19 protein-coding genes and 3 pseudogenes are annotated in these 25388 nt (G+C 58.4%); 15 read left to right on the top strand and 7 right to left on the bottom strand.

Features of this window, described 5'->3' with window-relative positions; all coding sequences use genetic code 11:
• Window positions 1-621: 621 nt before the first annotated feature.
• The 5 genes and pseudogenes from ACVILL_RS04775 to ACVILL_RS04755 form a co-directional block, all read left to right on the top strand.
• Entirely contained in the window at window positions 622-900 is a 279-nt protein-coding gene (locus tag ACVILL_RS04775; protein WP_456728078.1) for a DUF2285 domain-containing protein, read from the top strand.
• A gap of 169 nt (window positions 901-1069) precedes the next feature.
• Window positions 1070-1264: a transcriptional regulator domain-containing protein gene (locus ACVILL_RS04770; protein WP_456728077.1), complete on the top strand. Its 195-nt coding sequence runs from the start codon at window positions 1070-1072 to the stop codon at window positions 1262-1264.
• Between the two features lie 109 nt (window positions 1265-1373).
• Window positions 1374-1613, top strand: coding sequence for a hypothetical protein (locus tag ACVILL_RS04765; protein WP_456728076.1), 240 nt, complete (start codon window positions 1374-1376; stop codon window positions 1611-1613).
• 29 nt (window positions 1614-1642) lie between these two features.
• Window positions 1643-1849 (top strand): DUF2285 domain-containing protein, encoded by a 207-nt coding sequence (locus ACVILL_RS04760; protein WP_456728075.1) that lies wholly within the window; start codon window positions 1643-1645, stop codon window positions 1847-1849.
• Between the two features lie 1200 nt (window positions 1850-3049).
• Window positions 3050-3189, top strand: a pseudogene (locus tag ACVILL_RS04755) (DUF2285 domain-containing protein); the annotation flags it as partial.
• Window positions 3190-3337: 148 nt separating this feature from the next.
• Here ACVILL_RS04755 and ACVILL_RS04750 read toward each other — a convergent pair.
• Window positions 3338-3481 (bottom strand): annotated as a pseudogene (locus tag ACVILL_RS04750) (integrase core domain-containing protein); the annotation flags it as partial.
• 547 nt (window positions 3482-4028) lie between these two features.
• Here ACVILL_RS04750 and ACVILL_RS04745 point away from each other — a divergent pair.
• Window positions 4029-5018 carry an NAD-dependent epimerase/dehydratase family protein gene (locus ACVILL_RS04745; protein ID WP_456734164.1) on the top strand — a complete coding sequence of 330 codons (990 nt, stop codon included), beginning with the start codon at window positions 4029-4031 and terminating at the stop codon, window positions 5016-5018.
• Entirely contained in the window at window positions 5018-6325 is a 1308-nt protein-coding gene (locus tag ACVILL_RS04740) for a UDP-glucose dehydrogenase family protein (protein ID WP_456728074.1), read from the top strand. The genes ACVILL_RS04745 and ACVILL_RS04740 overlap by 1 nt, the downstream gene beginning before the upstream one ends.
• A 557-nt stretch (window positions 6326-6882) precedes the next feature.
• Here ACVILL_RS04740 and ACVILL_RS04735 read toward each other — a convergent pair.
• A complete protein-coding gene (locus ACVILL_RS04735; protein ID WP_456728073.1) occupies window positions 6883-7374 on the bottom strand; it encodes a helix-turn-helix domain-containing protein in 492 nt (163 codons plus the stop codon).
• 526 nt (window positions 7375-7900) lie between these two features.
• Here ACVILL_RS04735 and ACVILL_RS04730 point away from each other — a divergent pair.
• The 3 genes and pseudogenes from ACVILL_RS04730 to ACVILL_RS04720 all read left to right on the top strand — a co-directional run bounded on the left by ACVILL_RS04730 (window position 7901) and on the right by ACVILL_RS04720 (window position 9130).
• Window positions 7901-8176: a DNA -binding domain-containing protein gene (locus ACVILL_RS04730; RefSeq protein ID WP_456728072.1), complete on the top strand. Its 276-nt coding sequence runs from the start codon at window positions 7901-7903 to the stop codon at window positions 8174-8176.
• A 167-nt stretch (window positions 8177-8343) separates the two neighbouring features.
• Window positions 8344-8472: pseudogene (locus ACVILL_RS04725) on the top strand (transcriptional regulator domain-containing protein); the annotation flags it as partial.
• 298 nt (window positions 8473-8770) lie between these two features.
• Window positions 8771-9130, top strand: coding sequence for a DUF2285 domain-containing protein (locus ACVILL_RS04720; RefSeq protein ID WP_456728071.1), 360 nt, complete (start codon window positions 8771-8773; stop codon window positions 9128-9130).
• A 261-nt stretch (window positions 9131-9391) separates the two neighbouring features.
• Here the strand turns inward: ACVILL_RS04720 and ACVILL_RS04715 are convergent, their stop codons facing one another.
• Both ACVILL_RS04715 and ACVILL_RS04710 read right to left on the bottom strand, forming a co-directional pair.
• Window positions 9392-10300 carry a LysR family transcriptional regulator gene (locus tag ACVILL_RS04715; protein ID WP_456728070.1) on the bottom strand — a complete coding sequence of 303 codons (909 nt, stop codon included), beginning with the start codon at window positions 10298-10300 and terminating at the stop codon, window positions 9392-9394.
• A gap of 1180 nt (window positions 10301-11480) precedes the next feature.
• Window positions 11481-11831 (bottom strand): hypothetical protein, encoded by a 351-nt coding sequence (locus tag ACVILL_RS04710; protein WP_456728069.1) that lies wholly within the window; start codon window positions 11829-11831, stop codon window positions 11481-11483.
• A 205-nt stretch (window positions 11832-12036) separates the two neighbouring features.
• On the opposite strand from ACVILL_RS04710, the gene ACVILL_RS04705 reads away from it, so the two are divergent.
• The 4 genes from ACVILL_RS04705 (at window position 12037) to ACVILL_RS04690 (ending at window position 18573) form a co-directional block, all read left to right on the top strand.
• Window positions 12037-12231, top strand: coding sequence for a DUF2285 domain-containing protein (locus ACVILL_RS04705; protein ID WP_456728068.1), 195 nt, complete (start codon window positions 12037-12039; stop codon window positions 12229-12231).
• 462 nt (window positions 12232-12693) lie between these two features.
• A complete protein-coding gene (locus tag ACVILL_RS04700) occupies window positions 12694-14241 on the top strand; it encodes an alpha,alpha-trehalose-phosphate synthase (UDP-forming) (protein ID WP_456728067.1) in 1548 nt (515 codons plus the stop codon).
• Between the two features lie 624 nt (window positions 14242-14865).
• The gene (locus ACVILL_RS04695; protein ID WP_456728066.1) at window positions 14866-17004 is read left to right on the top strand and encodes a prolyl oligopeptidase family serine peptidase; all 2139 of its coding nucleotides are present in this window, start codon (window positions 14866-14868) and stop codon (window positions 17002-17004) included.
• 597 nt (window positions 17005-17601) lie between these two features.
• Window positions 17602-18573 carry a LysR substrate-binding domain-containing protein gene (locus ACVILL_RS04690; protein ID WP_456728065.1) on the top strand — a complete coding sequence of 324 codons (972 nt, stop codon included), beginning with the start codon at window positions 17602-17604 and terminating at the stop codon, window positions 18571-18573.
• A 13-nt stretch (window positions 18574-18586) separates the two neighbouring features.
• Here the strand turns inward: ACVILL_RS04690 and ACVILL_RS04685 are convergent, their stop codons facing one another.
• From ACVILL_RS04685 to ACVILL_RS04675, 3 genes are all read right to left on the bottom strand, one after another.
• Complete coding sequence (locus ACVILL_RS04685; RefSeq protein ID WP_456728064.1) at window positions 18587-18952, bottom strand: DUF3088 domain-containing protein; 366 nt, start codon at window positions 18950-18952, stop codon at window positions 18587-18589.
• 16 nt (window positions 18953-18968) lie between these two features.
• Window positions 18969-20147, bottom strand: a complete 1179-nt coding sequence (locus ACVILL_RS04680) for an MFS transporter (RefSeq protein ID WP_456728063.1) — start codon at window positions 20145-20147, stop codon at window positions 18969-18971.
• Window positions 20148-20515: 368 nt separating this feature from the next.
• Window positions 20516-22756, bottom strand: a complete 2241-nt coding sequence (locus ACVILL_RS04675) for a tetratricopeptide repeat protein (protein WP_456728062.1) — start codon at window positions 22754-22756, stop codon at window positions 20516-20518.
• 965 nt (window positions 22757-23721) lie between these two features.
• Here ACVILL_RS04675 and ACVILL_RS04670 point away from each other — a divergent pair.
• The gene (locus ACVILL_RS04670; protein ID WP_456728061.1) at window positions 23722-25350 is read left to right on the top strand and encodes an acyltransferase family protein; all 1629 of its coding nucleotides are present in this window, start codon (window positions 23722-23724) and stop codon (window positions 25348-25350) included.
• The last annotated feature ends 38 nt before the right edge of the window (window positions 25351-25388 follow it).

Below are 25388 nucleotides of genomic sequence, written 5' to 3'. Positions count from 1 at the left end.
CGTCGAATTGGCGGCAGCGGTCTTGCATCAATGTATCCGGCCTCTGATTGGAGCGTTGTGCCCCGGGCCATCATGGATATCAGCGCACGTGGTTCTGATTAGTCTACAGGCCACGGGCCATTAAGGTCACCAGTATTCGCACGCGCTCGGAAGACCGATCCTCCCTTGGTTTTGTCTAAAATGGTCGCGGAAGAGTAATGATGGACGCACGAGGCTTTTCAGGCAGGCACTTGCTAGCCAGCTGCCGCCTGAAGTTCGAAATTGAGAACAACGTTCTCGTCAGCGGGCTCGACCGAGCAGCCAAATCATCGGCCAGCGAGCACGCAACGAGTTTGCCGCCAAAACCACGCCCGTCGATACCGTCTCGTAGGCAACAATCGAGCAGGCGCTAGCCCGACAACAAATCTGCTGCCGCGCTCCGAGCGATATGGACCGTGGTCAAATCCATAGTGGCCAAAATCGGAGCAAACGAAGTGCAAATAGACCACGAAACCAGGGGCGCCAGGATATCCGACGACGGACCCCAATCGAGATCTCTGCCGAAAACCAATTTTCGCAGATTGCGACAATCGGACGGTCATTGTGCCGTGAATAACCTCAGTTTGGTGGGAGTTCCAGGCAGTGCCGACCAACCCGAAGATCGCAGATCTAGCGCCGAGCGCGCCCGAGGTCACGCCATACGACGAGCAGCACGCCATTATCTACATGCGTCTGCTCGATGCCGAACCCGATCATGGGGATTGGCGAGACGTCGTCCGCATTGTGTTTGGCATTGATCCGAACCTCGAGCCGGATCGCGCGCGCCTCACTTTCGAGAGTCATCTGGCTCGCGCCAAGTGGGCGCCGCGTCACAGTTATCGTGATCTCCTGCGCCCCGGGTGGACGAACGGTGAAGAGTGAAGGCATCTGATCGGCACGCGAGTTTTTCAAATCGCAAAAGTAGATCATTCCATCGCGTACCTGCATCAGTATTGACTAATCGCCTGAGCACAACCAGAAATCGCCACATTTGTCGGGCCGCAATGTCTCTTTGCATGCGTGCGCGCTGAGAGCATCTGAAAAGAGCAGGATGCCAGGTGCTGACTGGAGATCAGAGGATGCTTATCCTGACGCCAAGGCAGTAGAAAGTGTGGAGATGGCCTCGGAGTGGCTACGCCGCGATCGCGAGTATCAAAAAGACTTTGGGGCCTTAGTCAGCAGCGAACATTCCAGCGTTACGGTGGATCTGTTCCGTCGGAAGTGGGGGCTGACGTTTTGCGGCTGATCCGCAAAAGACGTTCGGCGAGCAAGCCATTTTCTGGGCGCCCGAAGCGCTGTCGACCGTGCTACCCGTCCGCGTGGCTATTGGCTCGGCGGCGTCCAATCGGTATGACTTGGATTTCGGCAAACTGGCTGGCAGCGAGCTTCGTCATGCGTCAGATGGATGGCATGCCATCGTGCCGCTCGGCGGAGCGAAGCATCGCCTCTGGTTAAAGGAACTTCCGTCGAGCCGCTCATTGATTGCCATTGACCTGCCGCTCGACCGCAACTTCGACATCCATTTGCAGGCAGCACACCGATTTTGGCGAGCGCTTGAACGGCGCCCCTCGGACCATTCCCTCTTGCTCTGTTGATCCCGACCCGGCGTCGGCTCATCCCCGCCATGCGCGCAGTCGATGGGCAGCTGGAAGGAAACAGCTATCGCAAGATTGCGCACGGTCTGTTTGGCATGCATCGCGTTCCCAATCAAGGCTGGAAAACACATGATCTGCGTAGCCGGACCATCCGTCTGGTCCAGACCGGGCTGCATCTCATGCGGGGCGGCTATCGCGCGTTGTTCCATCGCAAGGGGAGAGACGACAGATCCTAGGCTCTTGGCTGATCGGATAGCTGCACGAGATGGAAAGCTGCATGGCTCTGTTCGGACGAACTGGAGCTAGTAGCAGTATCGGTCGATCACGGCAGGGGACCTCGAATGAAGGATGCTCGATCGCGGGATCTCACTGCGGTGCGGACGGAGAGAGTCGATCGTATTCTTGAGCAGCTCAACATGCATCCACCCAAGATGGCCTGGTGGAGCGAAGTGCAAGACTCGCTTCGAGGCCTTGCGGTTGGGTGCGGGTTTTCGCGCTCGATGAACCTTTTGCGGACCAACGGACGTGGAAATCCCTTCGTGGAGGTGATCGAGCCATCGGTTGGCGCAGATGTGCAATGCGCTGGAGAGACTAAAGTCGTTAGTCATGGCCGTTAGTCGTCGAACATTCGCCGCCGCGTCTTCTACGCTCGTGTGCGGACACGCGCTGGTGCAGCAACGGCTAATCGCGCCGGTCTCGAACCCCGTGGTTGCCGGCTATTTGGCCCGTTGGAAGGCCCCGAGCGGGCGGTCCAAGCATCAAGGCAATCGCGGTGCGCGGGCTGACCCACTTAATGTAGCGTTCGGCTCTGTCTCGGCAGAAGGACTGGCTGAACTTGCGGATCGTTGCCTCGACGATGGCCAAGTGATCGCGCAGCCGCGCGCCGCGCTTTCCAGCTGCGCCAAGGAGCCGTCGATGACGGGCGCCGCCCGCCGGGCATCCCGTCGGAATGCGTGAACCTCGCAATCGATCCTCATGGGGCGCTCCCGCCGCGGACCACAACCGGCACGGCGCTAGCTAGCCTGTAGGACACTCGAAACCCACGTCGTCGACGGCTGCCCGGCGGCCGTAGATACTCGCGAGATTATGCCCAAGCGCGCGGCAGACGACGTCCCGTCGCGCAGGCAGATCGTCGCGCTCGCCCTGCATGATTTCGCCAATAGGGTCGTGTTCCAGGTGGTACGCTCGCACGCCGTCAGTACGGGCTCGCTGTAGATGATCATTTCGTATGAGCTCAGGATTGTCGTCCTTGGGCTCTCTTCCCCTTTAGCGCGAACTGGAAAAAGGAACAATGCGGCCGGAGAAGGCAATTCAAGTTGTTCGTACGTTTCGGACGAAAATGAACGCGCGCGTTCTGCACGTCAGGTGTACCGACCAATCTCCTTCAACCTTGGGGTCCGATGAGTTTGAGAACAAGCCAATGATACCTCAACACGCTGAGCTTGTCTGAACTCACGCCCTACGACGAGCAGATCCCGGTTACCTATATGCGTCTCCTTGACGCCGAAGCCGATAACGCGGATTGGCGCGAATTGTGGTTTGTATTGACCCCGCCCTTGAGCCGGATCGCGCGCGCGGGGGTCCCTCTAACTGGCCTGAGCTCTGCAATCTCCTCCCAATATTGGTAGTGGCTATCATTGGTGTACAGCGAGACCGAAGTGTGGTCTCCAGAATGAGAGTTTATGCCTCGTATCACGCGAGCCGGGTGGTTGCGCGGACGCAATTTACAGCAAAATCGACGGCCGATTGCCGATCGTCCCGTGGGGACGCTCTTCGTTGTTGTCTGCGCCAATCCTCCACTCATCCCGTGCGTTCGTAAGACTGGTGAACCAATGGATGTCGAAGCGTTCGGCCCGGAAGCGGCCGTGGACGTCCTTTACGAACATTGCTGATTGACCACAGGTCAAGATCGCGCGGCACGAGCTCGCGACCTTGATCGAGAATCGTCACCGACAAATTGGCTCCGCCGATGCGAAGACCGTTCCATTCTGAAAGGCTACACGACATGGCTGAGTAGTCACTTCGTCGAAGGGCATCCGATCGTTAGGACTGGCCGCGACGTCGTTCTCCACTTCTATCCGGGGATACAAATGTTGTGCTCCGGTCAACTACCGGTGTTGGCAATTGATCTGGACGACGGAGCATGTCACCTATCGATGACGAACGTCGGCCGGTGGAACCGGCTTACTCGTGGGGTCACACCGGTTTCCGGGCTTGCGTGGTACGCGGCACAATGAGGATCAGCTCGAAGAGCTTTGGGCATCGGGTCGAGCCTCGTGGGTCAACGCCAGGAACGCTAGTCCTCTGGTTTGGAGCGCTCGTGACAGCCAGCCTCATCGTCAAAGAAGATATTGAGCACATCCATGCGGCCTTGCCGCGAGGACGCTTCGCAGGGGCAACGGTCCTGGTTACAGGCTGCGCGGGCTTCCTTGGATATTACTTCCTCCAGTACCTCACGCGAAAGCGTCCGAACTCGACCTGAAGCGGATCATCGCGCTCGACAGCTTTCTCCTGCATCGGCCGCAGTGGCTGATTGATCTGCGTGCGGAGTGTCCGGAGGCGCTCGAGACACCTGCGTTCAACATCGCCACAGATGACCTTCGAACAGTCGACGCCGCTGACGCAGCCGACTACGTCATCCATATGGCCTCGATCGCTTCGCCGACATTCTATCGGCAGTACCCGGTCGAGACCATCGACGCGAACATCTGGGGACTGCGGCGGCTACTCGAATTCTATCGGGGTTCGGATCGGCTCAAGGGGCTGTTGTTCTTTTCAAGCAGCGAAATCTATGGCGATCCAGCGAAGGCCGCGATCCCGACTGACGAGGAATACCGCGGCAATGTCGCGTGCCTGGGCCCGCGGGCCTGCTACGACGAATCGAAGCGTTTCGGCGAGACGATGTGTTACGTCTTCTCCAAGACGTACGGCATGCCCATCACTGTCGCCCGCCCCTTCAATAATTATGGACCCGGCATGCGCATCGACGATCGCCGGCTGCCGGCCGATTTCGCGCGATGCGTGATCAATCGACGCGATATTGTCATTCTTTCCGATGGTAGCCCGACCCGCACGTTTTGCTACATCTCCGACGCGATCACGGGTTATCTCCTTTGCCTTCTGCATGGGAAGTACGATTACTTCAACATCGGGGTCGACAGGCCGGAGATCTCCGTCCACGGCCTTGCCGAGATCTATCAACAGGCTTCGCTCGAGCTTTTCGGACGCCGCGGCGCGGTCGTCTTCGAGAGGAGCTTAGACGCAGAGTATCTTGTCGACAATCCAATCCGGCGCCGCCCCGCGATCAAGAAGGCGCGGGACATTCTCGGGTACTCTCCCAAGATTCTCGTAAATGAGGGCGTGCGCCGCTACCTGTCCTTTCTACACGACGAGTTGAGGAGGTAATGCGCATTGCAATTGTCGGCTCCGGTTATGTGGGCCTCGTCTCAGGCGTGTGCCTCGCGGCGAACGGACACGACGTGACCTGCGTCGATCTGCGGAACGATGTCGTCGCGCAGCTTAACGTCGGCGTGCCGCATATCCATGAGCGTGGCCTCCCTGAACTGCTCAAGTCAGTGCTTGCATCGGCCCGCTTTAGGGCCACCACCGACCTTCACGCCTCGCTTGAGACGGCGGAAATCGCCTTGATCGCCGTCGGCACACCGTCCGAGAACGGCGCGATCGATCTTAGTGCCGTCCGGCAATGCGCTCGCCAGATTGGCGCTTATCTCGCGACCATTCCTCATCATCTGTCGGTCGTCGTGAAGAGCACCGTCATCCCCGGCACAACGGACACGATGGTGCGCCAAGAGCTCAAGCACTCGTCCGGGAAGAAGCTCGGGACATTCGGCTTGGGTATGAATCCAGAGTTTCTTCGCGAAGGAGAGGCGATAGAGGACTTCATGGAGCCCGATCGCATTGTGATCGGTCAGGAGGACGAGAGGACGCCGAATCGCGATAAAGTGCGGGTGAACAGCCGCACGGCCGAAATGATCAAGTACGCCAATAACGCAATTCTGGCCACCCAGATATCCATCGTGAACGAGCTCGCAAATCTCTGTGCTGCGGTAGACGGCGTCGACGCCCTCGACGTCATGCGCGGCGTCCATCTCGACAAACGCTGGTCGCCGATCACTCCCTTGGGCCGGCTCGCCCCACAGATTCTGACTTATCTCGTTCCGGGCTGTGGGTTCGGCGGGTCATGCTTTCCAAAAGACGTAGAGGCGCTGCGCACCCATGGCGAGAGCCTTGGCTTCCCGATGAACATGCTCAATGCCGTTCTTGACGTGAACGCCGCGCAGCCGGGCCAGATCGTCTCTACTCTCGAACGGAAGTGCGGGCCTTTGTTCGGTCGACGAATCCTGGTTCTCGGCCTCTCCTTTAAGCCAGACACTGACGACATCCGCGAATCCGCCTCGATCAAGATCGTTCGTGATCTTCTGCGGGTCGAAGCGGACGTTAAGTGTTACGACCCGCTCGCGATGGAGAACTTCAAGTTTGCCATCGGAATCGCTGCGAACCGCATTCGCTTCTCGTCTAACTGGCGGCGCGAGGTCGAGTGGGCCGAGATCGTCATCATTGCGACGCGGACGCAGGAATACGGCGAACTAGCCTCGTTGTGCGTCGCCGGCAAGACGGTGTTTGACGCGCGTCGACTGATCAGCGCAGCCGCTCTGCTTACAGCGGATTATCTACCATTGGGCGCCACCTGAATTGAATCAGGCGTCGTCTACCAACCGACCCTATATCGGGAACCTCGTCAGCCCTCGAGCTTCGCAGCGTCGATCGCGGCTTTCTTGCCCGCGTCTTCTGCGCCGAAAGGTCCGGCGCGTGGCTGCGGGTTTGGCGACAGGATTCCGACAGATCAGTACCTCAGTGTCTACGCATGCGGGCACGCTCGGAAGCCTGCACAATCAGATTGTGCAGACCGGTAAGAGCAGTTGCCGAGGTGCACTCGTGGATCAGGGAGTCTCCAGCCAGCGCCCGCGGAGGTCGTGGGTGTGCTTGAGAATGGCCAAGCCGGCCATCAGTCATGGCAGCACCAGCCGCCTCTCCGTCTCCTCGTAAACCGCCCCAAGTTTGTCTTGCCCATGTCGGTACGGAGATCGTCACGACCATTCCAACCACATCGATGCGCCCCTGCGTCAGCCCATCTCGACTCTATGTTAGCCGCGCGAAGACGAGGAAATCACTTAGAGCAGCTTTCAAAGGTTAGGGAAGAGACCAGAAAAAATGGATTGGGGTAAGACGAGTATTGGGCTGTGCCTACCTAGCGGTCGCTCTTTGCGGGCCGTTTGAGGAACTCAGCAGGCTCAACCTCGAGCTTGTCGGCAAGTTGACCTATGATTTTGATACTGACGTAGTACTCGCCCTTTTCGAGCAGGCTTAAATAGCCCCGGCTTATCTTTGCCTCGAAGGCAAGCTCGTCCTGCGACCATCCCCTCGCATTGCGCAGACGGCGCAAATTTGTGGCGAATGTTTCCCGCAAGTCCATGCGGGAAAGGATGCCGCTTGCTCGATATACTGCACCTCGATATACTTGACAAAATGACGCCTCACGCTCGTTGTGAACCGGAACTGCGTCTCTCTGTTGCGCGCGCGTAAGATCGTCCGGACCCCACCACTCAACCGTCGCTGATCCTGGTTCGGATAGTTCAGTGCTGTTGCGCCGTGGCGCGTGGATCTGGTGACCTGCCGGCGACTTCTCGATCCGGAAGCCGCCGACGCGGACTGGAAAGGGGTTGATCGAATCGTGCTGCATATCGATCCAGGTCTCGGCCAGTGCGCGCTCGCGAACCGTTCGTCAGCCATTTGGCGGCAGCAAGATGCATGGCTAACCGGGGTTACCGCGGCTTTCTTCAGGGCGCCGCGACCAAACAGCAAACTTTCTCACGTGGAGTTCGAAATCGAGAACAATGTTCTCTCCAGCCGACCAAACCGAGCAGCCATCATCGGCCAGCGAGTGGAGGCAACAGGTGCGTCAACCAAACCACACGTCGATTTCTACTTGGGCAACGAGCGAGCAAGGGCCTGCAGGGCGCAAATCTGCTCATCTCGCTCCAAGCGATATGGACACGTCAAATCAACACCGGCGAGGTCGGAGCGAGCGAAATCGAAACAAGCGACGGAAGAGGCCCCAAAATATCCGATGGACCGCCTCCAATCGATGTTTCTGCGAGGAACATTTTGTACACCAGGGCAATCAATCCGGTACCAAGATGCCGTGAAGCGGGCTACCGTCACTCAGATTTCTATAGAGTTTTTCAGTTTGCTAGGAGTTCCAGGCAGTGTCGGCCGATCCTAAGATCGCAGATGTGGCGCCCAGCGCGCCTGAGCTTACGCCATACGATGAGCAGCACGTGGTTACCTACCTGCGCCTTCTCGATGCACAGGCAGATAATGCAGATTGGCGCGAAGTCGCGCGCATTGTGCTCGATGTTGATCCGGTCCTTGAGCCGGATCGCGCGCGCCGTGCTTTCGACACTCATTTGACTCGCGCCAAATGGATGGCGCGTCACGGCTATCGTCATCTCCTGCGACGCGGTTGGCCGAAGAGTGAATAGGCGACGCACTTGAAGCGGACGTGATTTCTACCGAGCTCTAATCGCAAAAGTTGATTGTTCCATCGACGGATTAGATCAACATTGAACAATTGCATTAGCACAACCAGAAATCGTCACAATCGTGGGCTGCAATTTCCTTGCATGAACGTGCGGGGAAGAAAAGTACGATGGCAGCCGCTGACTGGAGATCAAAGCAAGCATATCCTGACGCCAAGACGGTAGAAGCGGAGGACATTGCCTGGGAATGTCTACGTCGCGACCTCGAGTATGAAAGAGATTATGAGGCCCTGACCAGCAGCCAACGATCCGACGCGACGACGGATCGCTTCCGAAGGAAGTGGGGGCTTTCGTTTCGCCGGGGATCCGCGAACGGCGTTCGACAAACAGGCCATTTTCTGGGCGCCCGAGGCGTTGTCGACCGTGCTGCCCGTCCACCCTGTTATCGGTTTGAGGTCGTCCAGACGGTACAACTTGGATCTCGGCAAACTAACGGGGAGCGAGCTTCGTCGGGCGCCAGATGGATGGCATGCCATCGTGCCGCTCGGAGGCGCGAAGCACCGCCTTTGGCTGAGAGAACTGCCATCGAGACGCTCAGTGATTGTCGTCGATCTCCCGCTCGACCGCGATTTCGACATTCGTTCGCAGGCGGCACAGCGCTTTTGGCGAGCGCTCGAACAGCGTCCCGTCGGCCCTTCCCCACGTGCTCTGCCGATCCAGACCCGGCATTGGCTCATCCTTGCTCTGCGTGCAGCAGATGGATGGGTGCAAGGAAACAGCTATCGCGAAATCGCGCAAGGCCTGTTCGGCGCGCGTCGCATTCCCGATCGAGGTTGGAAAACAAGCGATGTTCGCAGCCGGATCATTCGCCTGGTCAAGAAGGGGTTACGTCTCATCCGTGGCGGTTATCGCGCATTGCTCCGTCACAAGCGCAAAGGCAAGTACGATAAGTCCTAAGCTCTTGGCTGATCGGTTCGTTGCAGCCGCGGCCCCGACAATGCCGCCTCGCAGGTAAGCTCGTGAGGGCATCATTGCGCGCGGTTTCCTTTGGGCATTACTTCAGTTCGATGTTCGCGACCGCGGAAGGGTTATAGAACAATGTAAAGTAAAGGGGCAGGCTGGATTGGACCATTCGCCGCTCGAACGATCAGCTTCGGCGACGTTGAGCTTCGGTGTCTGTGTCTATTCATCTAGTTTGTGGTATCGCCTGATGCGATGTTAGGCGGCTTCTGCAATTGCTGCCTTTTTACAGAGCCGAGCCACCCAGCGGCAGAAGGCGCGAGCGATTTCGGGATTGTCACTGCGATCGACCGCATAGGCCCGATATTGCATACCGCTTGGCGCGCGGGATCCTGGTATCACGTGCAGTGCTCCCGCGCGCACGAGATCACCGACAATGATTTCAGGCGCAACCAGGAGGCATTTTCCGGTCATGACGGCCGGCAGGGCAAGGTAATTGTGATCGTATCGTGCCCCCGACTTTATGTCTCTTGCGGTCAGGTTCATCGCCCTCAGCCATGTGGGCATTATGTCAGGCCGCGATGTGATGTTCAGAAGTGGCATTGAACGCGCAATCGACAGCGTTTTTCCTGCGACGTGACCTGGAGAGCCGACGCATACGAGGGTCTCATTGTAGATTTCCCAATCGTCGGCCGGTTCAATGACGGAAAGATCTCGGGTAATCAAGATGTCGAAACTGTCGGAAGATGTTGGCGGAGACAATGAACTGATCACGTCCACGATGACGCCGCCCGTTTCAGCAGAGAAGGCCTGGAGGTTTGGAATCAGAAAGGAGCAGGCGAAGGTGGAAAGCGAAGTGCGGACCACAATTCGATTGGCATCTGGTTGGCTCCGGCGACGCATTCTCTTGGCGGTAAAGCAGACAGTATCGAGCGGTTCGGCAACGGTGTTCACGAACAGCCTTCCGAATTCAGTCAATTCGCTGCGCCGGCCTCGCCGTTCCACGAGATCTGTACCAAAGTATCCCTGCAATACAGCTAGGTAGCGGCTGACCGAACTCTGTGTCGTCCCCAAGACCGTCGCCGCGCGCGTAACGCTTCCTTCGCGGGCGATGGTCACAAACGCCCGGATTGCATTGAGGGGCACTTCATCGTGCTCGGCAGCCATCTTCCACTCCGCGAGGCTTCTGGAATGTCCGTTCGTCGCCGGGGCAGACCATTCTCAGAAATAAATGCTGCATCACATTATTCGATGCGCATAGCCGAATTACTGCTTAATCGATGATATCTCGCGCATAATCCACTTTTTTGGTACGGTCCGTACGGTTTGGCTCAGTTCTTTCAGTTAGCTGTTGGCGGCAAGGGTGCATCCTCAACCCCTTCGCGAGCGTGGTCGGCGCGATCACTGTTCTGCCATTGAGCAGCTGGCGCATCTCGTGACCTTCTACAGGAAAGCCGCTCGATCAAATTGTCCCAACAGCATCAGGATCGCGCCAGAGCGCAGCTCGCGCGCCGCCTATTGGTTCGAGATCCTTCAGGACAGGGCGGCGCAGCCCGCAATGATACGAGCGCAGGCGCGGGGGAGGTCCTCGAGCGACGAGGCATTGGGAGCGCGGATGTAGGGCGTGGCCATAAGGCCGTTTCCCGGCACCACGGCCACGGCGAAACGGTCCGAGCAGATGCATGGCGACGCCGACGAACAAGATTTCGTAGTCACGATATTGTGCCGTCAACTGCCTCGACAGATGGTCGAGTTCCGCCAGGCAGCCATCACCGGCGGAACCCGCGTATCATGTCAGCTCGTCCATCCCCTCGGCGAACTCAACCACTTCCAAAAAGCGGGGGGTGAATACGCACCCCGCGACGCCCCGGTGCAATACCGAAAGGTCCTTCCGTTGCGTTCCGCAGGTCCAGGGCGTTAGTCGATCCTCACCGGATTCTCGACGTTTTCCTGAGATCGTCGAGCGCTGGAGGCCGGTTACGTCGTCGCGATCGGGATTTTTTCAGCGCAGCTGCATCGTAGCTGATCGTACGGTCGCATACCGGGTGTTAAGGCTGCACGAAGTCTTTGTCCTGCCAGCAAACTCGTTAGTTCGCTGGGGACGGAGCTTGGGAGGCCGCGATGAGCTTGCGGACGAGGCCGAAACGCCGCAGCGTAGCGCGGTTGAACGCGCCAATTCACTCGAAGCCGTCGAAGCCAACGTCGCCGGTATGGAAATGGTCCCGGATGTCGATGCAGTCGAGCCAAAATCGGGCCCGCCATCCCATTCGTTCGCGGCTCTCTCCGGCTTCGATTTCCCGGCCACAGCCGTCCGCTGTATCGGAGCACGCACGTGGAGCTTGAGATTTCAGCTCTGGGCATCATCATCGGACGCACCCCATCGGGCGATCCGGTTCGGTCGATGAATTCGATCCGTCAGATAGAACAGACCAAGCAGTGTGTTCGATAGCAGGTTCGCCAGGGCGAATACGTACACACACCAGAACGCCCGGAAGATGATCGGGCGGCAGGTCGGCGCCGCTTCCGATAGCCAATATTTGTCAGTGACGAGGTAGACGTAACCAACGACGTAGAGCACTAGGGTCAGGAAGGCCATGTAACCAAACAGGAACGACAGAAAGCGACGACGACTCAGGTTCTCGAAATAGGTTTCCGTATTTATCGTGTGCTCGAGCCGAACAGGCGGTTCGCCAGGCATGGGGTCATCCATCTCCTGCTTGCCGAAAGTCGCTACCGCGGCAAGCGCCGCGATGAAAGCCGCTCGACCGCAACTTCGATGTCCGTTTGCGGGCTGCTCATGGATTTTGGCTGGCGCTGGAACAGCGCCGTGTCGGATGGCCCCCTCTCGCTCAGTCGAGTGGCACCCGGAACCGGCACATACTTGGCCTGCGTGCCGTGGATGGATGCTCGAAGGCAACAGCTATCGCACGATCGCTGAAGGCCTGTTCGGCAAGTCTCGCATGCCCGATCGAGGCTGGAAAACACACGACCTCCGCAGCCGGACCATTCGCCTCGTCCGGATGGGACTGCACCTGATGCGAGGCGGTTACCGTGACTTGCTTTATCACAAACGCAAAGACCGGGACGAAAACCAATGATTTCACCGATTGACCAGCGGTTGCCGCGGACTCTTGATGTTCAGCCGCCGCGCAAGCGGCGGAAACACCGTCCGGAGCACCATCGCGTCCTCGTACAGTCCAGCGTACCGATGCGTGCGATACGGTCGCGCATGGCGCTCGACAAGAGCATCGCTGCGGCCAATTGGCTCGACATCGGTCAGCTTTCCGAAAGCTAGGTCTGCCATCCTGGCGCCGTGGGGATATCGCTCGGGGCTGATCTGCGACTGAATCAAACGCAAACATCGTCAAACGGAGTTTTGAGATGGTTCGAATTCATGATGCGCTCGACACGGCAACGGCAATACATCAGGCGCTGCCCAGCAAGATGAAACCATAAACCAGCACGCTTTTGACCAGCAGCTGGACGAGATACCGCCGGAGCCGGATGAACCAGCCGGCGCAGGTCCCGCCCATTCTATTGCCTCGGACGAGGTGGCGAATGTGGTCAACCAGCAACCTGACTTGAAGCTGGTCGTCGTTTCGAACCGCGGTGCCGAGTTCAAGCCCGACAACCCCCAGGCCGGCGGGCTTGCTGCTGCCCTCGAGCCGGTCGTTGAACGCTCCGGCGCCGTCTGGATGTTCTCATCGAAGGTCTGCGGCGACGGGAGTGACCGGCCCCTGCCACTCGAGGACATTGGTACAGGTCAGATCGCCAGGCTCGATCTGCCGGCGGCGCATTTTGCCGGCTACTATCGGGATTATTCGAATTCGACGCTGTGGCCGGTATTGCACTCCCTGTCCGATCGGATGTCGCGCACCGAGAAGGGTTACGACAGCTATCGGCAGACGAACGATTTCATCGCGCGAGCGGCGTTCAACCTGCGGGATCGGGATGCATTCTGGGTGCATGACTATCATTTATTTTCGCTCGGAGCCGAGCTGCACAAGCTTGGCATTGAGCGGCCAACCGGCTTTTTCCTGCACACGCCGTGGCCGGCGCCCGACATGATAGCGCGGGTAGCCAACCATCGCGAGCTGATGAAATCGATGCTGGAATACGATCTGCTGGGCTTTCAGACGAATCGGGACCTGAACAATTTCGTGGCCTGCCTGCAAACCCATTTTGGATTGGAGAGCAGGGATGGTGTCGTGACCACAGCGCGAGGCCAGACGCGACTTCAAAAATTTCCGATCGGGATCGATCCGAGGCAGTTCGCAGAGTATCTCGCTGCAGACCTCTCTCCTGAAGAGCAAAAGAAAGTCTCGTCACTATTGCAAAGCTTCGAGGGATCCAAGTTTGCGATCGGCGTGGACCGGCTTGATTACACCAAGGGTATCGACAAGCGGGTCGAAGGGCTCAATCAGCATCTAAGGACAGAGCCGCACAGCATCTCGCTGTTGCAGATCGCGCCGCCGTCACGCGACGACGTCGAGGAGTATCAAAACTACAGGGCGGACGTGGTGAGCGTTATCGACCAGGTCAATGACGACGAGCATGGCACAAGCGAGTGGAGACCGATTCACTTCAGGAATGAGCTATTCAGCCACCCTGCACTCGCGCGGTTTTACCGCGCCGCCCATGTCGGCGTCGTGACCCCGTTGCGCGACGGCATGAATCTCGTGGCGAAAGAATATGTTGCGGCACAAGACCCGAAGGACCCCGGCGTGCTGGTCCTATCCCAGTTTGCGGGCGCAGCTGAAGACTTCAACGAGAACGAAGCACTTCTGGTGGATCCGAACCACCCTGAAGAAATCGCAGCCGCTATTTCGAGGGCGATTCACATGCCGCTTGAGGAGCGTGTCACCCGCTGGCGCTCGATGATGGACAAGATTGAATCCTATACTATCCACGACTGGGCGGCGGACTACGTTAGCGAACTGGACAAAAGCCGCGTCACTGTTCCGGCTGATCAGTTCCACCATCTCGGCCTTGGCTGGACCAACGAAGCTCAAGTGCCACTGTACCGGACAGATGCCGAGACTTTGACTGCACTGAGGCATACGCAGGACAGACTCTGGGTCCTGCCGGAACCGGACAGCTTGACCTAGTTCTGGTCGCCTAACAGTCCGGTGCCGAAGAGGGACCGACGGGGCGAATAGCACACGGCGGATTGCGCTTCTGTAGCAGACGAGAGGCACAATACAGGTCTGGCGGCTGGCGCGGTGCTTTCGGCCCGCGCTGGCCCGCATGATGAACGGAACGTCTCAGCGGATCCTTGCAGTCACGAAACGGAGATCGCCATGCGCACTGCCCTCAGCTTGATCGCGATCTGGCTGCTGATCAACGTACTGCTCTATGTCATGCTGACGCGCGTCGACAAGTCTGCCCGATGAAATAGCTCGGAAGATTATACCTCGCATTTGGAGGCGTTCCGACGGCGGGCGGCGAGCGGTCCTCTGTTCCGGTACTTGGCCGCAAAAGATCAGACGGTGCTGTCTGACACTCGGTCCTGCCGACATCGCCCTGTCTGCTTGGCAACCAATGTCGGCAAGCGGACATCGTGGTGCACCCTAAACGGTGGAAACTTGCGGCGCTTTGGTCGGCATGCAGCTTGCAGTAAACGCTCGGCGAAATAGCGCGAGCCGAGCCATGTCATGCGTTGCGTACTTTCCGCAGCTTCTGCTTGACGCGCCAGGCTCGCGTGGCCGCTCGACCTCACCCGGAGCAAGTCCATGAACACGTCAGTCCTCTCCGCAGCGCTGCTTTCGATTGCCTGCTTCACCTCCGCTGCGCTTTCACAGGAGCGTTCACTTTCAGAGGAGCGAAAGGCTGCGGCGGTCACCGAAGATCCATTCCTCTGGCTCGAGGAGATCGAAGGACAGGGCTCATTGGCATGGGCCCGCGCCGAGAATGAGAAGACACTCGGGGTACTCCAATCAGATCCTCGCTATCACCGTTTCTACGAACAGGCGCTCTCAATCTTGCAGGCCAAGGATCGAATTCCATATGTCTCCCTGGGACGTCACGGGTTGGAGAATTTTTGGAAAGATGAGGACCATGTGCGCGGCATCTGGCGGCGCACCACGCTTGAAAGCTATCGTCGCCAGGACCCTCGGTGGGAAACGATCCTTGACGTGGACGCCTTGGCGGTTGCCGAGAACAAGAACTGGATCTTTCAAGGCGCCAGCTGCCTTCCGCCTGACGAGCGCCTCTGCCTGATCAGCCTGTCCGACGGCGGCAAGGATGCCGCATCCATGCGCGAGTTCGACCGCGAGGCAAAGAGCTTCGTTGCGAACGGCTTTTATCTTCCAGAGAGCAAGCACAGCGTCAGCTGGGTCGATCGGGACACGCTCCTTGTTGCAGGCGACTGGGGCGAGGGCTCTTTGACGCAGGCCGGCTACCCCTTTGTTGTTAAGGAGCTCAAACGCGGTCAGCCGCTCAGCGAGGCGCGCGAGGTCTTTCGCGGCGAGCCGAACGATGTTCGGGCGGTGCCCCTGGTGCTTCGAGGCAATGAAGGTCATGTTCATGCGACCGGGGTCATCCGAGCGATCGGGTTTTTCGAGCATGAGTACGTGCTCTTCCGCCCCGATGGGCTCGTCAAACTCAATCTGCCGAAGAAAGCGGAGATCGTAGGCCTTGTGAGTCATCGCCTGCTTGTGAAACTTGACGAGGAGTGGACGCCATCAGGTGATCTCAACTTCACTGCCGGCTCGCTGATTTCGTATGACTTGACCGAATGGAAAGCGGATCCGCTGCGCGCCAAAGCCTCGCTTGTCTTCAAGCCTGGGCCTCGTCAGGCCCTGAGCGGGCTTAGCTTTACAAAGAACCTGTTGATCCTGACGATCCTGGATAACGTTCAAAGCAAAGCGTTCGTGTACAAGTACGATCAGGGAGCGTGGTCGGCGACACCGATCCCACTGCCGGAACATACCAATGTCAGCGTGACAGCCGCTTCCGACGAGGCGGACCAGGCCATGTTCGCCGTCTCAAGCTATCTCAGGCCAACGTCGGTCTGGTTTTTTGATGCCGAAACTCAAAAACTCGAGGAATTGAAGACGACACCGACTGCCTTCGATGCCGCCAAGCATGTCGTAGAGCAGTTCGAAGCGATTTCGCGTGATGGCACGGCAATTCCGTATTCTCTGGTGCGGCCGAAAAACGCGAGGTTTGATGGCGCCATTCCGACCCTTCTTTATGGCTATGGCGGGTTCCAGGCTTCGCTTCTGCCCTCATATCTAGGGCCTGTGGGGCGGCTCTGGCTCGAACAGGGCAATGCCTATGTCGTTGCAAATCTGCGCGGGGGCGGCGAGTTTGGCCCGCAATGGCATCAAGCAGCCCAGCGGGCGGCGAAGCAGACGACGTGGGATGACTTCATCGCCGTTGCGGAGGACCTGATCCGCCGCAAAATTACAAGTCCGCGCCGGCTCGGCGTCATTGGCGGCAGCCAGGGCGGGCTACTCGTTGGCACCGCAATCACCCAACGTCCCGAGCTCTTCAACGCGGCGATCATTCAAGTGCCGCTGTTTGACATGCTTCGATACACCAGATTGGGCGCCGGCGCCTCCTGGATCGGAGAATACGGCGATCCGGCTTTTCCCGAGCAGCGCGCGTGGATCGAAGCCTACTCGCCCTATCAGAAACTGGTGCCGGGCAAGCCATACCCCGCGCCTTTAATTCTGACTTCCACCAAGGACGATCGTGTGCATCCCGCGCACGGCCGCAAGGCTGCAGCAAAGCTCGCCGCCCTGGGCCAGCCTTACTTCTATTACGAGAACATCGATGGGGGGCACAGCGCGGCGGCCAACCTGATCGAAACGGCGCGTCGACTGGCCCTTGAATACACCTATGCATCGAGGCGGCTTTTGTTCTGAATAAGCCGGCGGACGGGCCAATCGAACCAGGCTCCAGACCATTCACGATCCCTGGTTACCGCGCCCGCCGGCTGAATCATCGAGCCGAGTTGCGGGGCGATACACACAACCAGCCAATCGTCGGACCTGAGTTGCAGAGTTTAACGGGACTGGACGAATTGCCACAACGCTGGAGGTGTTCGAACGCAAGCCCGCAATTTCCAGTTCGTCATGCAATATGGTGGGGCCAGGCGCTTGCCCCTGAAGGGTCGGCGTTTTGCTGAGCCAAATTGACCCATCAGTTCGCGTTCTAAATCTCAAGCCGGTTTTGGCTTTGCTTGAGAGATCGCGAAGCGATGAACTCCGCACCGAATATGGAATCTAACTGTGCCTCAGGGGCACCGGATCTGAAGGGGTATGTGCCCAGATCGACGGCTGGTCGACCGGCTAGGCAGGGAGCCAGGTCGTTTTGAGTTCGCCGTGACAGGGCCAATACCTAGGAGGTGTCGTTCGTGGCCAGTTCCGGCGGTGAACGACGGCGGTCGTCGATGCCTGAGAAAATTGGCCCGCAGTGCAGGGCTCCACAACAGCTGTCCCAGTGGGAGGCAGGAAAGAAAGATGCGCAAGCTACCGATCCTGAAAAGCCTCCATCTGTTTGAGGCAGTCAGCGAGTTTCCAAGCTTCTCAAGGGCAGCCGAGCGGCTAAACATGACCACCGGCGCGGTAAGCTACCAAATGCGCCTGCTTGAGGATTGGTTCGGCAGGAAACTATTCGTGCGCCATAGTTCGGGCGTGCGGCTGACATCCGACGGCGAACAGCTCAAGCGCAGCTGCGCGAGCGCGTTCACCATGCTCGAGAAGGGATGCTACGAGCTACGAAGGCGCCATGCAGGGCCGTCCGTCGTGGTTGGGTGCTCGACCACGTTTTTGTCGCACGGCCTGTTGCCCCGCATCGGTCGGTTCCGCAAACTCTATCCGGACATTGACCTTGTCTTTGAAACCGAAACCGATCTTGACGCGCTCGCTGTTGGTGCGTTGGACATACTGTTTGTCGCCGGCCCACTGAAGCGGCCGTTTCCCGACCGCGAGGTGCACGCTTCAAATGAGATGATTGGCCCGGTCTGTGCGCCAGCTGCGCTCGAGGCCATCAAAAGCCCGGAAGATATTCTGTCGCTCTCTCTGTTGCACGAGGCCGACAGGCTGGACGCCTGGAGCGAATGGGCCAGCGCAGCTGCAATATGCTTGCAAGAATCGCGCAAGGTCGTGTTCGATACATTTTCTTTGACTATGGAGGCAGCAAAAAGTGGGCTGGGAGCCGCAATATCCTCGCAGATTCTGGTCAGAAGCAACCTTGAGAAAGGAGAGCTGGTGGCTCCATTCGGCTTCGTGCCGGTCAATCGCTCAATCTACATGTTTGTCAACGGGCAAGCCCGCAATAGCGCGGCTGTCAAACAGTTTGAGCGCTGGGCGCTGTCAGAACTACTGAGCCGGGATCATCAGCCATCGGCTTTTGAAGCTCCAACCCGGCAGATCAAGCAAGCCGCTCAATCGAAGCTTCCCGATCGGCCCCTGCTGGCGTCAAGTCGTTGATGACCACCATGGCCTACAAGGTGCCGACTGTTTGAGCGTAAGGCGCCGGAAATCCGTGGCGCGCAGCCAGAAGACCAAGGATTGCAAACACATCGTCGACATAGGCGAGCCCGTTCGCGTACTTCGCATGCTCTGGTAAAGGGCCTTCCTTTTCCAAAATCAGAACCGGCGCGGACTGATGATCCCGCCCAAGCCTCTCGATGAGCGCGGCTCGTGGCCTCGCCCAGGAAATCCGACGAACGTCGAGCCTCGCAGCGCGGCTTGGAAACGCGGACAGCAACCCGTCCAATAGCAAGCATTGCCAGCAATAGAACTGTCGTCCCGGCAAGGCCGGATCCTCAAAAGGGTGTTCTAACAGGAACAGCTGATCCCATGGCATGGTGTGGATCCCTGATCTAGCGATCGGCGGGGCATGAAGCTTGAGAATCCCTTGATCTGACCACCGCGAAGGTCGCAACGGCGAAGGCAACAAATGCGCTCGCCGCACATAGGAGAACGATCGTTCCGAGAGCAAGCCGATCACCTAGAAGCGACAAGGCAATGCCATTTCCTGCAACGCCGCTATAGGTGCAACATTGAAATAACCCGGAGAGGCGACCGGCGCGGTCCGGAGCCACTGAAGACACCATGTGCGCGTGAGCGGCAGCCGCAAATATCTGGCCGAAACCAAGCATCGCGCTGCTGGACGCGATCACCAAGGCCAGGCTGGCATCGAGTGACATCATTGCAAGGCATGCCGCAAGCAGCATCGCGGCTCCGGCAATAGTTGGCAAAGCGCCTAGCAGGTCGTAAATCGGCTTGACGGCCAGCGCGCCCAGCAAGGCCAATGCGCCATTAGCCATGACGATCGTCAGTAGTACGCTTTTGTCGAGAGCCCCGTCAGCTGTGGCATGTATCGCAGGATAGACGTTGATGATGCCGGCGCCGAGGTTGAGCAGAAAGACAGCCAAGAATGCGGGATAGAGGGGTGCCAAGTCCAGCACCGTTCCGGAGGGGCGCGCCTCAAGCACTGCTGGCGTCCTTCTGAACTGCTGCTTGATGCCAAGCAGCACGATCAAGGACAGGATGATAGCGGATATGTTGAAGGCCAAAACGCCGGGCAAGTGCAATTGGTCGGACAGCATGGCGCCTGCAAACATTCCCAAGAGATAGGTGAGCCAGTCGATATTGGCGATATTGCGCAGCACCGAGATCATGCCGTCTTCCGATGTAATACGACGAAAGAAAGCAACCTCCGCAGACAAATAGACCGGCTGGACCAGGCTCAGGACGGCCATTGCGGCATAGCTCTGAAAGGAATCGGCTCCGTCGCTGCCGAAGATGGCGAGCAGCGCGCATATGCGAACAGCATTGACGATCATCATCGCTGAGATCGGATCGCCTCTGTCGACCAAGGGCGACAGGAAGAGGCTGCCAAGCATGATCGGCGCAAAAGTGACCGCAATGCCGAGACCCGCGGCGCTCATGCCGGATTGCAGAAGGCCGATCAGGATGCCGATACGGAACGCCCAGCCGCCGATCTGAATGATCAAATGCGAGAGGTAGACAAACTGCCGTGTGCTCGCCCCGCTCATTGTCGACTTAACTCATCGAGGATGATCGAGCGGATATCGCTTGACTCGGAAGGGAAGGTGGATGGCATAGGTCTTGTGACGCGACATCGGTGTGACGAGCCCGCAAGCCACGACGAACGTTCTCGCAATATGACGGCTTGGCAAAAGGCATCTTATTTACCTATATACCTCCCTTTACCTCATGTGGCGTTCGGCCATTCGCAACTATGCCGGCCAAGGCGCTTGTTTGCCGGTCAGCCTGAGTTGCAGCGCTTGCCGCAACAGCATCCGCTAGACCCGCCGGAGCTTTGAGGTGCAACACCCATGTCCTTAGCGATCCTGTCTCACGTCGCTCGGGCTCGATGGCAAGAGTGCTCTGAGCCGCTAGCTCACGTCGCCTTCGCGGAAGGTGCAGAAGCTCGGTCCCGCCGCGAAGCCAGGTCAGCTTGCAGGCTTTTCTCGATGTGCTCACGGGTGAGGAGGTAGTCTGGATCTCCCCCGATCTCGACAGCGACCGTCGCGTGGTTCAGTGACATATCTGGCCGGCCCTCGTTGAAGTACTCGATGGCGAGATTGTTGTGGGTCGGCGCATGCCGAGGGTTGAGTTCCAGGGCTCGAAGATAGTGTGCGATGCTCTCGTGCGCCTTGCCAAGCTCGGAATAGGCGAGGCCGAGATTGCTCTGTAGGTCGGGGTTTTTGGGACTGATCTCGGCCGCCGCTAGATAGGACTCCAGAGCAGCTTTAGGCCTGTCCTGCCGCATCAAGATGTTGCCCTTCTCGAAATGAGCTCGCCATTCGTTTGGCTTGATGACAAGTGTCCTGTCGAGATCGGCCAGCGCGCCAACGGCATCCCCCATTCTGCTGCGAAGTGCGGCCCTGTTCAGGTGAGCCTCATAATAGGGTGGGCAAAGTTCAATGGCGCGCGCATAGGCCTCCAGAGCCTCAGCTTCCCTTCCAGCCACTTTCGAAAGCAGGTTCCCCAGGTCGTTGTGATACTCTCCATAGTTGGGATCATACGCAATGGCCTCACGCAACTGCTTCTCGGCCCGAGGAAGTTCGTCGATGAGTTCATAGACCTGGCTGGTGTTGTAGACCAGAATCGATTGATGAAGCCTGAAGCGCTCGTCGCCATACGCCTTGAGCATCTTGCCAAGGCCTTCGGCGCAAAGCGCGAGGGCTTCGTCGTACTTCTGCTGTTTGGCCTTGATGTAAGCATAGGCGTTCTCTGCAAACACCTTGATGTAATCATACTTGTCGTGCCCCCTGAAATCCCGCTCGATGGTCTCCAGGTTCCTTAACGCGTACTCTTCGGCCAGCGTGAGGTTGACCGGCTGCTGGTAGCGTCCATACGTCATTGATTGGGCATACAGAACCGTTGGCGTGTATCGGCTCTTTGGGAACGTTTTGTAGAATTCGTCCAAATAGGGAACTGACACCCGCCCGCAGCCGAGTGAGTACAGCACAAAAGCCGCGTTGATGAAGGCGGCATTCACGCTGGCATCCCCGGAGCCGTAGGTGCGAAGCGCAGGGTCGGCGAAAATTTCCCCGAAGTATCCAAACCAGAGATCGTACAGGCCAATGCTCTGGAGGATCTGACTTGGTTCTGCAAGCAGCTCTAGACGCTTGTACTTGTCCCGTACCGATAGCGCATGAAGCATCACGAGAGGCGCCTTGCCTGCCAGATAGCGCTGCAGGCACGCGTCGTGCAGCTGCTCGTGTAGATGATCTGCGGTCGCCGGCTCGAAGGTTGCATAGTTTCGCTGCGCGATCAGGTCAGGCGTCGTGCAGTTGGATTCGATGTATGATTTGAGAAGGCTGTGGCGTTCCCCAGTATTGAGGCTGGCCAGATAGAGATCCACGGTCGCGGTCGGGTCGAGATAGCCGACAACTGGTAATCCTGCCGCTGTGCATTTGCTCAAAGCCTCTGCAATCAACGGGTTGCCGCCACTTGCCTCATAGATCTGCCGGTGCTTCTCCGCGGGAAGATCCGGATCAAAGGTTGGCCCCAGCTCTTGCGAGCTATATCTGCCGAAATGAACCTCGCTGGCGTCGGGGAAATAGAGGCGTTGTTCATAATCGATCAGAACGAACCGAAACAGCCGCGCATCGTCGTCCAGCCTGACGAGCAGCTTGATCAGGTTCTTGGCCGAACCGGACAGGGCAGCCGCCCGATCGATGACGATGATGTGACGCTCGTTGAGCTGTCGGGCGCAGTTGATCAGGAATTCGGCTAGTCCGACCAGAAGCTTGTTTTGATATTCATGATGATAGAACCTGGTGCGCTCCTCCTTGCTCGAGGTATTGGTGAGATCCTTCGGCACGGTAAAGGCGTCGCTGTTTAGGAGAGGGAATAGCCGCTTCAACGATTGTTGTGCCGCCTCAACCAGTTTGGGCCTGTTTTCTTTGGCCCACCTTAGTTCGGCGTCAATGAGCGCTTGTAGGCCGGCAAGATAGCCGCCGGTCCGCCAGTCGCCGTCAGTGATAGAGAAATTAGAATTGGAGCTTGTGAGTGCCGATTTGATCGTCGGCAGCGGCGCCATGCCCGTTTCCGCCTTTAAAATCGTAATCGCACTGACCTCGACGGATGCCGATATGGCTGAAACCACGCGCTGCTGGATCAGATCAACCATTTTACTCTCCCGAATTGTCGCAAAAGAGGGTGGCCGAAACGACCACCCTCCGATGCCGCTATGCTCTCATCAGGTAGATGCATCCAAGGCATCTGCCGCACCAACCTAGAGCGTACCCGTGTACGGAGTGGTGGTGCGGATCGTGGTCTTGATCTCAGCGATCTTCTTTTTCATCACGTGTTCCTTTCCTTCTCTCGCACGCCAGACCCAAGCGAAAGCGCGGCCGGCCGTGCCGGACAAGAATAGTAAATTTCTGCACCAATCCGCAGCGAGATTCCTTGGCAGTCGCTGTCAAAAAGATTGAACGCGCGGCTCGGATTCGCTGCCCATTCCGTTTGCGATGCGTTCGGGTATCGCGATCTCAGGATCGGCAGCCATGCGCCGGCTGGTGGCGGGGGCGTAAGGATGAGCCTCGTCGCAAGGAGTGTCACGAGGATAGGCACCTTGTACGCTCCGCTGATGCACGTGAATCTCCTAGTGTCGCTGGCTGATGATAGCCTCGCGGTCCCGCACAGGACGTGAACTGGTGCATGTATCCGTTGTGAGGCTGCCGGTGACGACAGCATGTGCTTCGATCTGGGCTTTCATCGGGTGCCTGCGCCCCAAGCTCCCTTCGCAGAGGGAGCAGCTGGCGCCAACCCATTCAGGAAGGCTTCCGGTGAGACAATGGCGCGGTTCAAATATGACGTTAGGGAACGTGGCATGGGCCAGAACCGGTCGGAATATGGACCTCGAATCCGAGCCGCCCTACCAGAAGTCAGAGTTTCAGCGCTGCCCGGCTTCCCAATAAGGTGCGAGGGCGCTCCGATAACCGATTTGAGCTTCCGAAGAAGTTTGACTGATCGCAAGGCACGCTCGCGTGATGCGATCAGTCTTCCCTGCCTTTAGCACGTGTCCAACTGCGTGCCTTTGGTGCCATCGATCGCCCAGGATTTGTACCCACTCGCAAATGACGAGCGACATCGATGGTCAAGCAGATACCCGCACTGACCGGTATCCGGTTTGTCGCGGCAGCAGCGGTCGCGATATCTCACGGCGGCAGCCTGTTCTTGCAGGGGCCCAGCCTCGGGCTCGACATCAGCGTCGGGACACTCGGCCTGCTCGGGATGTCGGTCTTCTTCACGCTGAGTGGCTTTGTCATTCAATACAACTATGTTAGCTCGATTGTGAGCAGCCCGCGGAAAGCGATCCCGGACTTTCTCGTGGCGCGCATAGCGCGAATCTACCCTCTTTTTGTTGTTCTGTTTCTCGTCGAATTACTGACCGGACCGATGGTCTGGCCGCGGCTCCTCGGAACCGAGGCGCCGGCCGAAGGATTCTCAACGCATCTTGTCCCGTTTCAACTCGGGCTGGTTCAAACTTGGTTTTTCGCAAATATCGCCGGTGAAGCTCCCGTCTGGCAGTACGAGGAGGTCGGCATCGTCTCCTGGTCGGTGAGTACCGAGTGGTTTTTCTATCTCGTTTTTCCGCTCGTTTGCCCTCTGCTTGCGCGGATCAGAACTGTGCCCGCCGTGGTTGTTTGCGCCGTCGGAGCCGTCGCAATCGAGCTTGGCATCGACCTTGCGGTGCTCATGTTGCAGGGCCGCATCAACCTGTTTGCGCTTCATGCCTATGGAACGGAAGCGGCTCTGCCGAACTGGAAGAACACGCTGATCCTCTGGATCGTCTACTTTTCGCCGTTTTGCAGGGTGTGGGAGTTTGTTCTGGGCTGTTGCCTGGCGCGGCTCCATGAAGTGTGGTCGGCGCAAGATTTTAAACCATCTCGCGCTCTGCTCGACATCGCGACAATTGTTGGCGTCGGAGCGATTAGCTGGGTGTTCTGGTTTACCGCCCACAAGCCGCCATTTGGGGCTTCCATGAGCCTGTTCGATATTGCGCGCAACAATATCGCCCTGGCGGCGCCGGTTGCGCTCATCCTTGTCGCGGCGGCTCAGCCCAGCAGCACTGCAGGACTTCTGTTGTCAGCAAGGTGGCTTGTCTTTCTGGGCGAGGCCAGCTTTGCCCTCTATCTTATACACATCATCATCTTCCGGCGTTTTCCGGTGGTGCGTTGGGAAACGGCGAGTCAACTGGTTGGCCATCTCGGTGCACTCGCTCTTGCTTTCGGCCTGGCGACGTGCGCCGCGATCCTGTTGCATTTCGGCTTCGAGGTGCCGGCCCGCAGGCGAATTCGCGGCGCCTATCAGGCGGCCTCGACGGAACAGCGCAGGCTCCTGGCGCGATTGGCAACTGTCGGCTTTGCCGCACTTGTTGGTGCGGCGGCCGTGTATGCACTGCGGGGTGCGGCCGGGAATGCCATCACGCAATCGGGTATTTCGGTTGTTTCCGGTACGTATGGCGGCAATTGCCGCTGGATGTCAGCGCGCGGCAACGCCACGGATGCGCTTGCAGAAGCGTGTAATGGTAAGAGCGAGTGTACGTTTCGTACAGAGGCGGCACGGATTGCCGATCCTGCGCCGGGTTGCGCAAAGGATTTTGCCGTCGCCTGGTTCTGCAAGGGAGACCGCAGCATTCACTCCAGCTCGGCTCCGGATGCGCATGCGACGTCGTCGGCCCTGCGGCTCTCCTGTAAGAAGGTGGCGCGCGATGATTGAGCCGCAGGCTGAACGGCCATCCGAATCCCGCTCCCCTG

It is taken from the genome of Bradyrhizobium sp. USDA 3364 (assembly GCF_054056355.1).
Note: the sequence above shows the minus strand (reverse complement) of the source record. Positions and strands in the feature narration are given on the sequence as shown.

Excerpts from the sequence above, each read along its gene's own strand:
- ACVILL_RS04770 (WP_456728077.1), top strand. The coding sequence starts at position 1,070 with ATGCCAGGTGCTGACTGGAGATCAGAGGATGCTTATCCTGACGCCAAG.
- ACVILL_RS04760 (WP_456728075.1), top strand. The coding sequence starts at position 1,643 with ATGCGCGCAGTCGATGGGCAGCTGGAAGGAAACAGCTATCGCAAGATT.
- ACVILL_RS04740 (WP_456728074.1), top strand. The coding sequence starts at position 5,018 with ATGCGCATTGCAATTGTCGGCTCCGGTTATGTGGGCCTCGTCTCAGGC.
- ACVILL_RS04735 (WP_456728073.1), bottom strand. The coding sequence starts at position 7,374 with ATGCAGCACGATTCGATCAACCCCTTTCCAGTCCGCGTCGGCGGCTTC.
- ACVILL_RS04715 (WP_456728070.1), bottom strand. The coding sequence starts at position 10,300 with ATGGCTGCCGAGCACGATGAAGTGCCCCTCAATGCAATCCGGGCGTTT.
- ACVILL_RS04710 (WP_456728069.1), bottom strand. The coding sequence starts at position 11,831 with ATGCCTGGCGAACCGCCTGTTCGGCTCGAGCACACGATAAATACGGAA.
- ACVILL_RS04705 (WP_456728068.1), top strand. The coding sequence starts at position 12,037 with ATGCTCGAAGGCAACAGCTATCGCACGATCGCTGAAGGCCTGTTCGGC.
- ACVILL_RS04695 (WP_456728066.1), top strand. The coding sequence starts at position 14,866 with ATGAACACGTCAGTCCTCTCCGCAGCGCTGCTTTCGATTGCCTGCTTC.
- ACVILL_RS04690 (WP_456728065.1), top strand. The coding sequence starts at position 17,602 with ATGCGCAAGCTACCGATCCTGAAAAGCCTCCATCTGTTTGAGGCAGTC.
- ACVILL_RS04685 (WP_456728064.1), bottom strand. The coding sequence starts at position 18,952 with ATGCCATGGGATCAGCTGTTCCTGTTAGAACACCCTTTTGAGGATCCG.
- ACVILL_RS04680 (WP_456728063.1), bottom strand. The coding sequence starts at position 20,147 with ATGAGCGGGGCGAGCACACGGCAGTTTGTCTACCTCTCGCATTTGATC.
- ACVILL_RS04675 (WP_456728062.1), bottom strand. The coding sequence starts at position 22,756 with ATGGTTGATCTGATCCAGCAGCGCGTGGTTTCAGCCATATCGGCATCC.
- ACVILL_RS04670 (WP_456728061.1), top strand. The coding sequence starts at position 23,722 with ATGGTCAAGCAGATACCCGCACTGACCGGTATCCGGTTTGTCGCGGCA.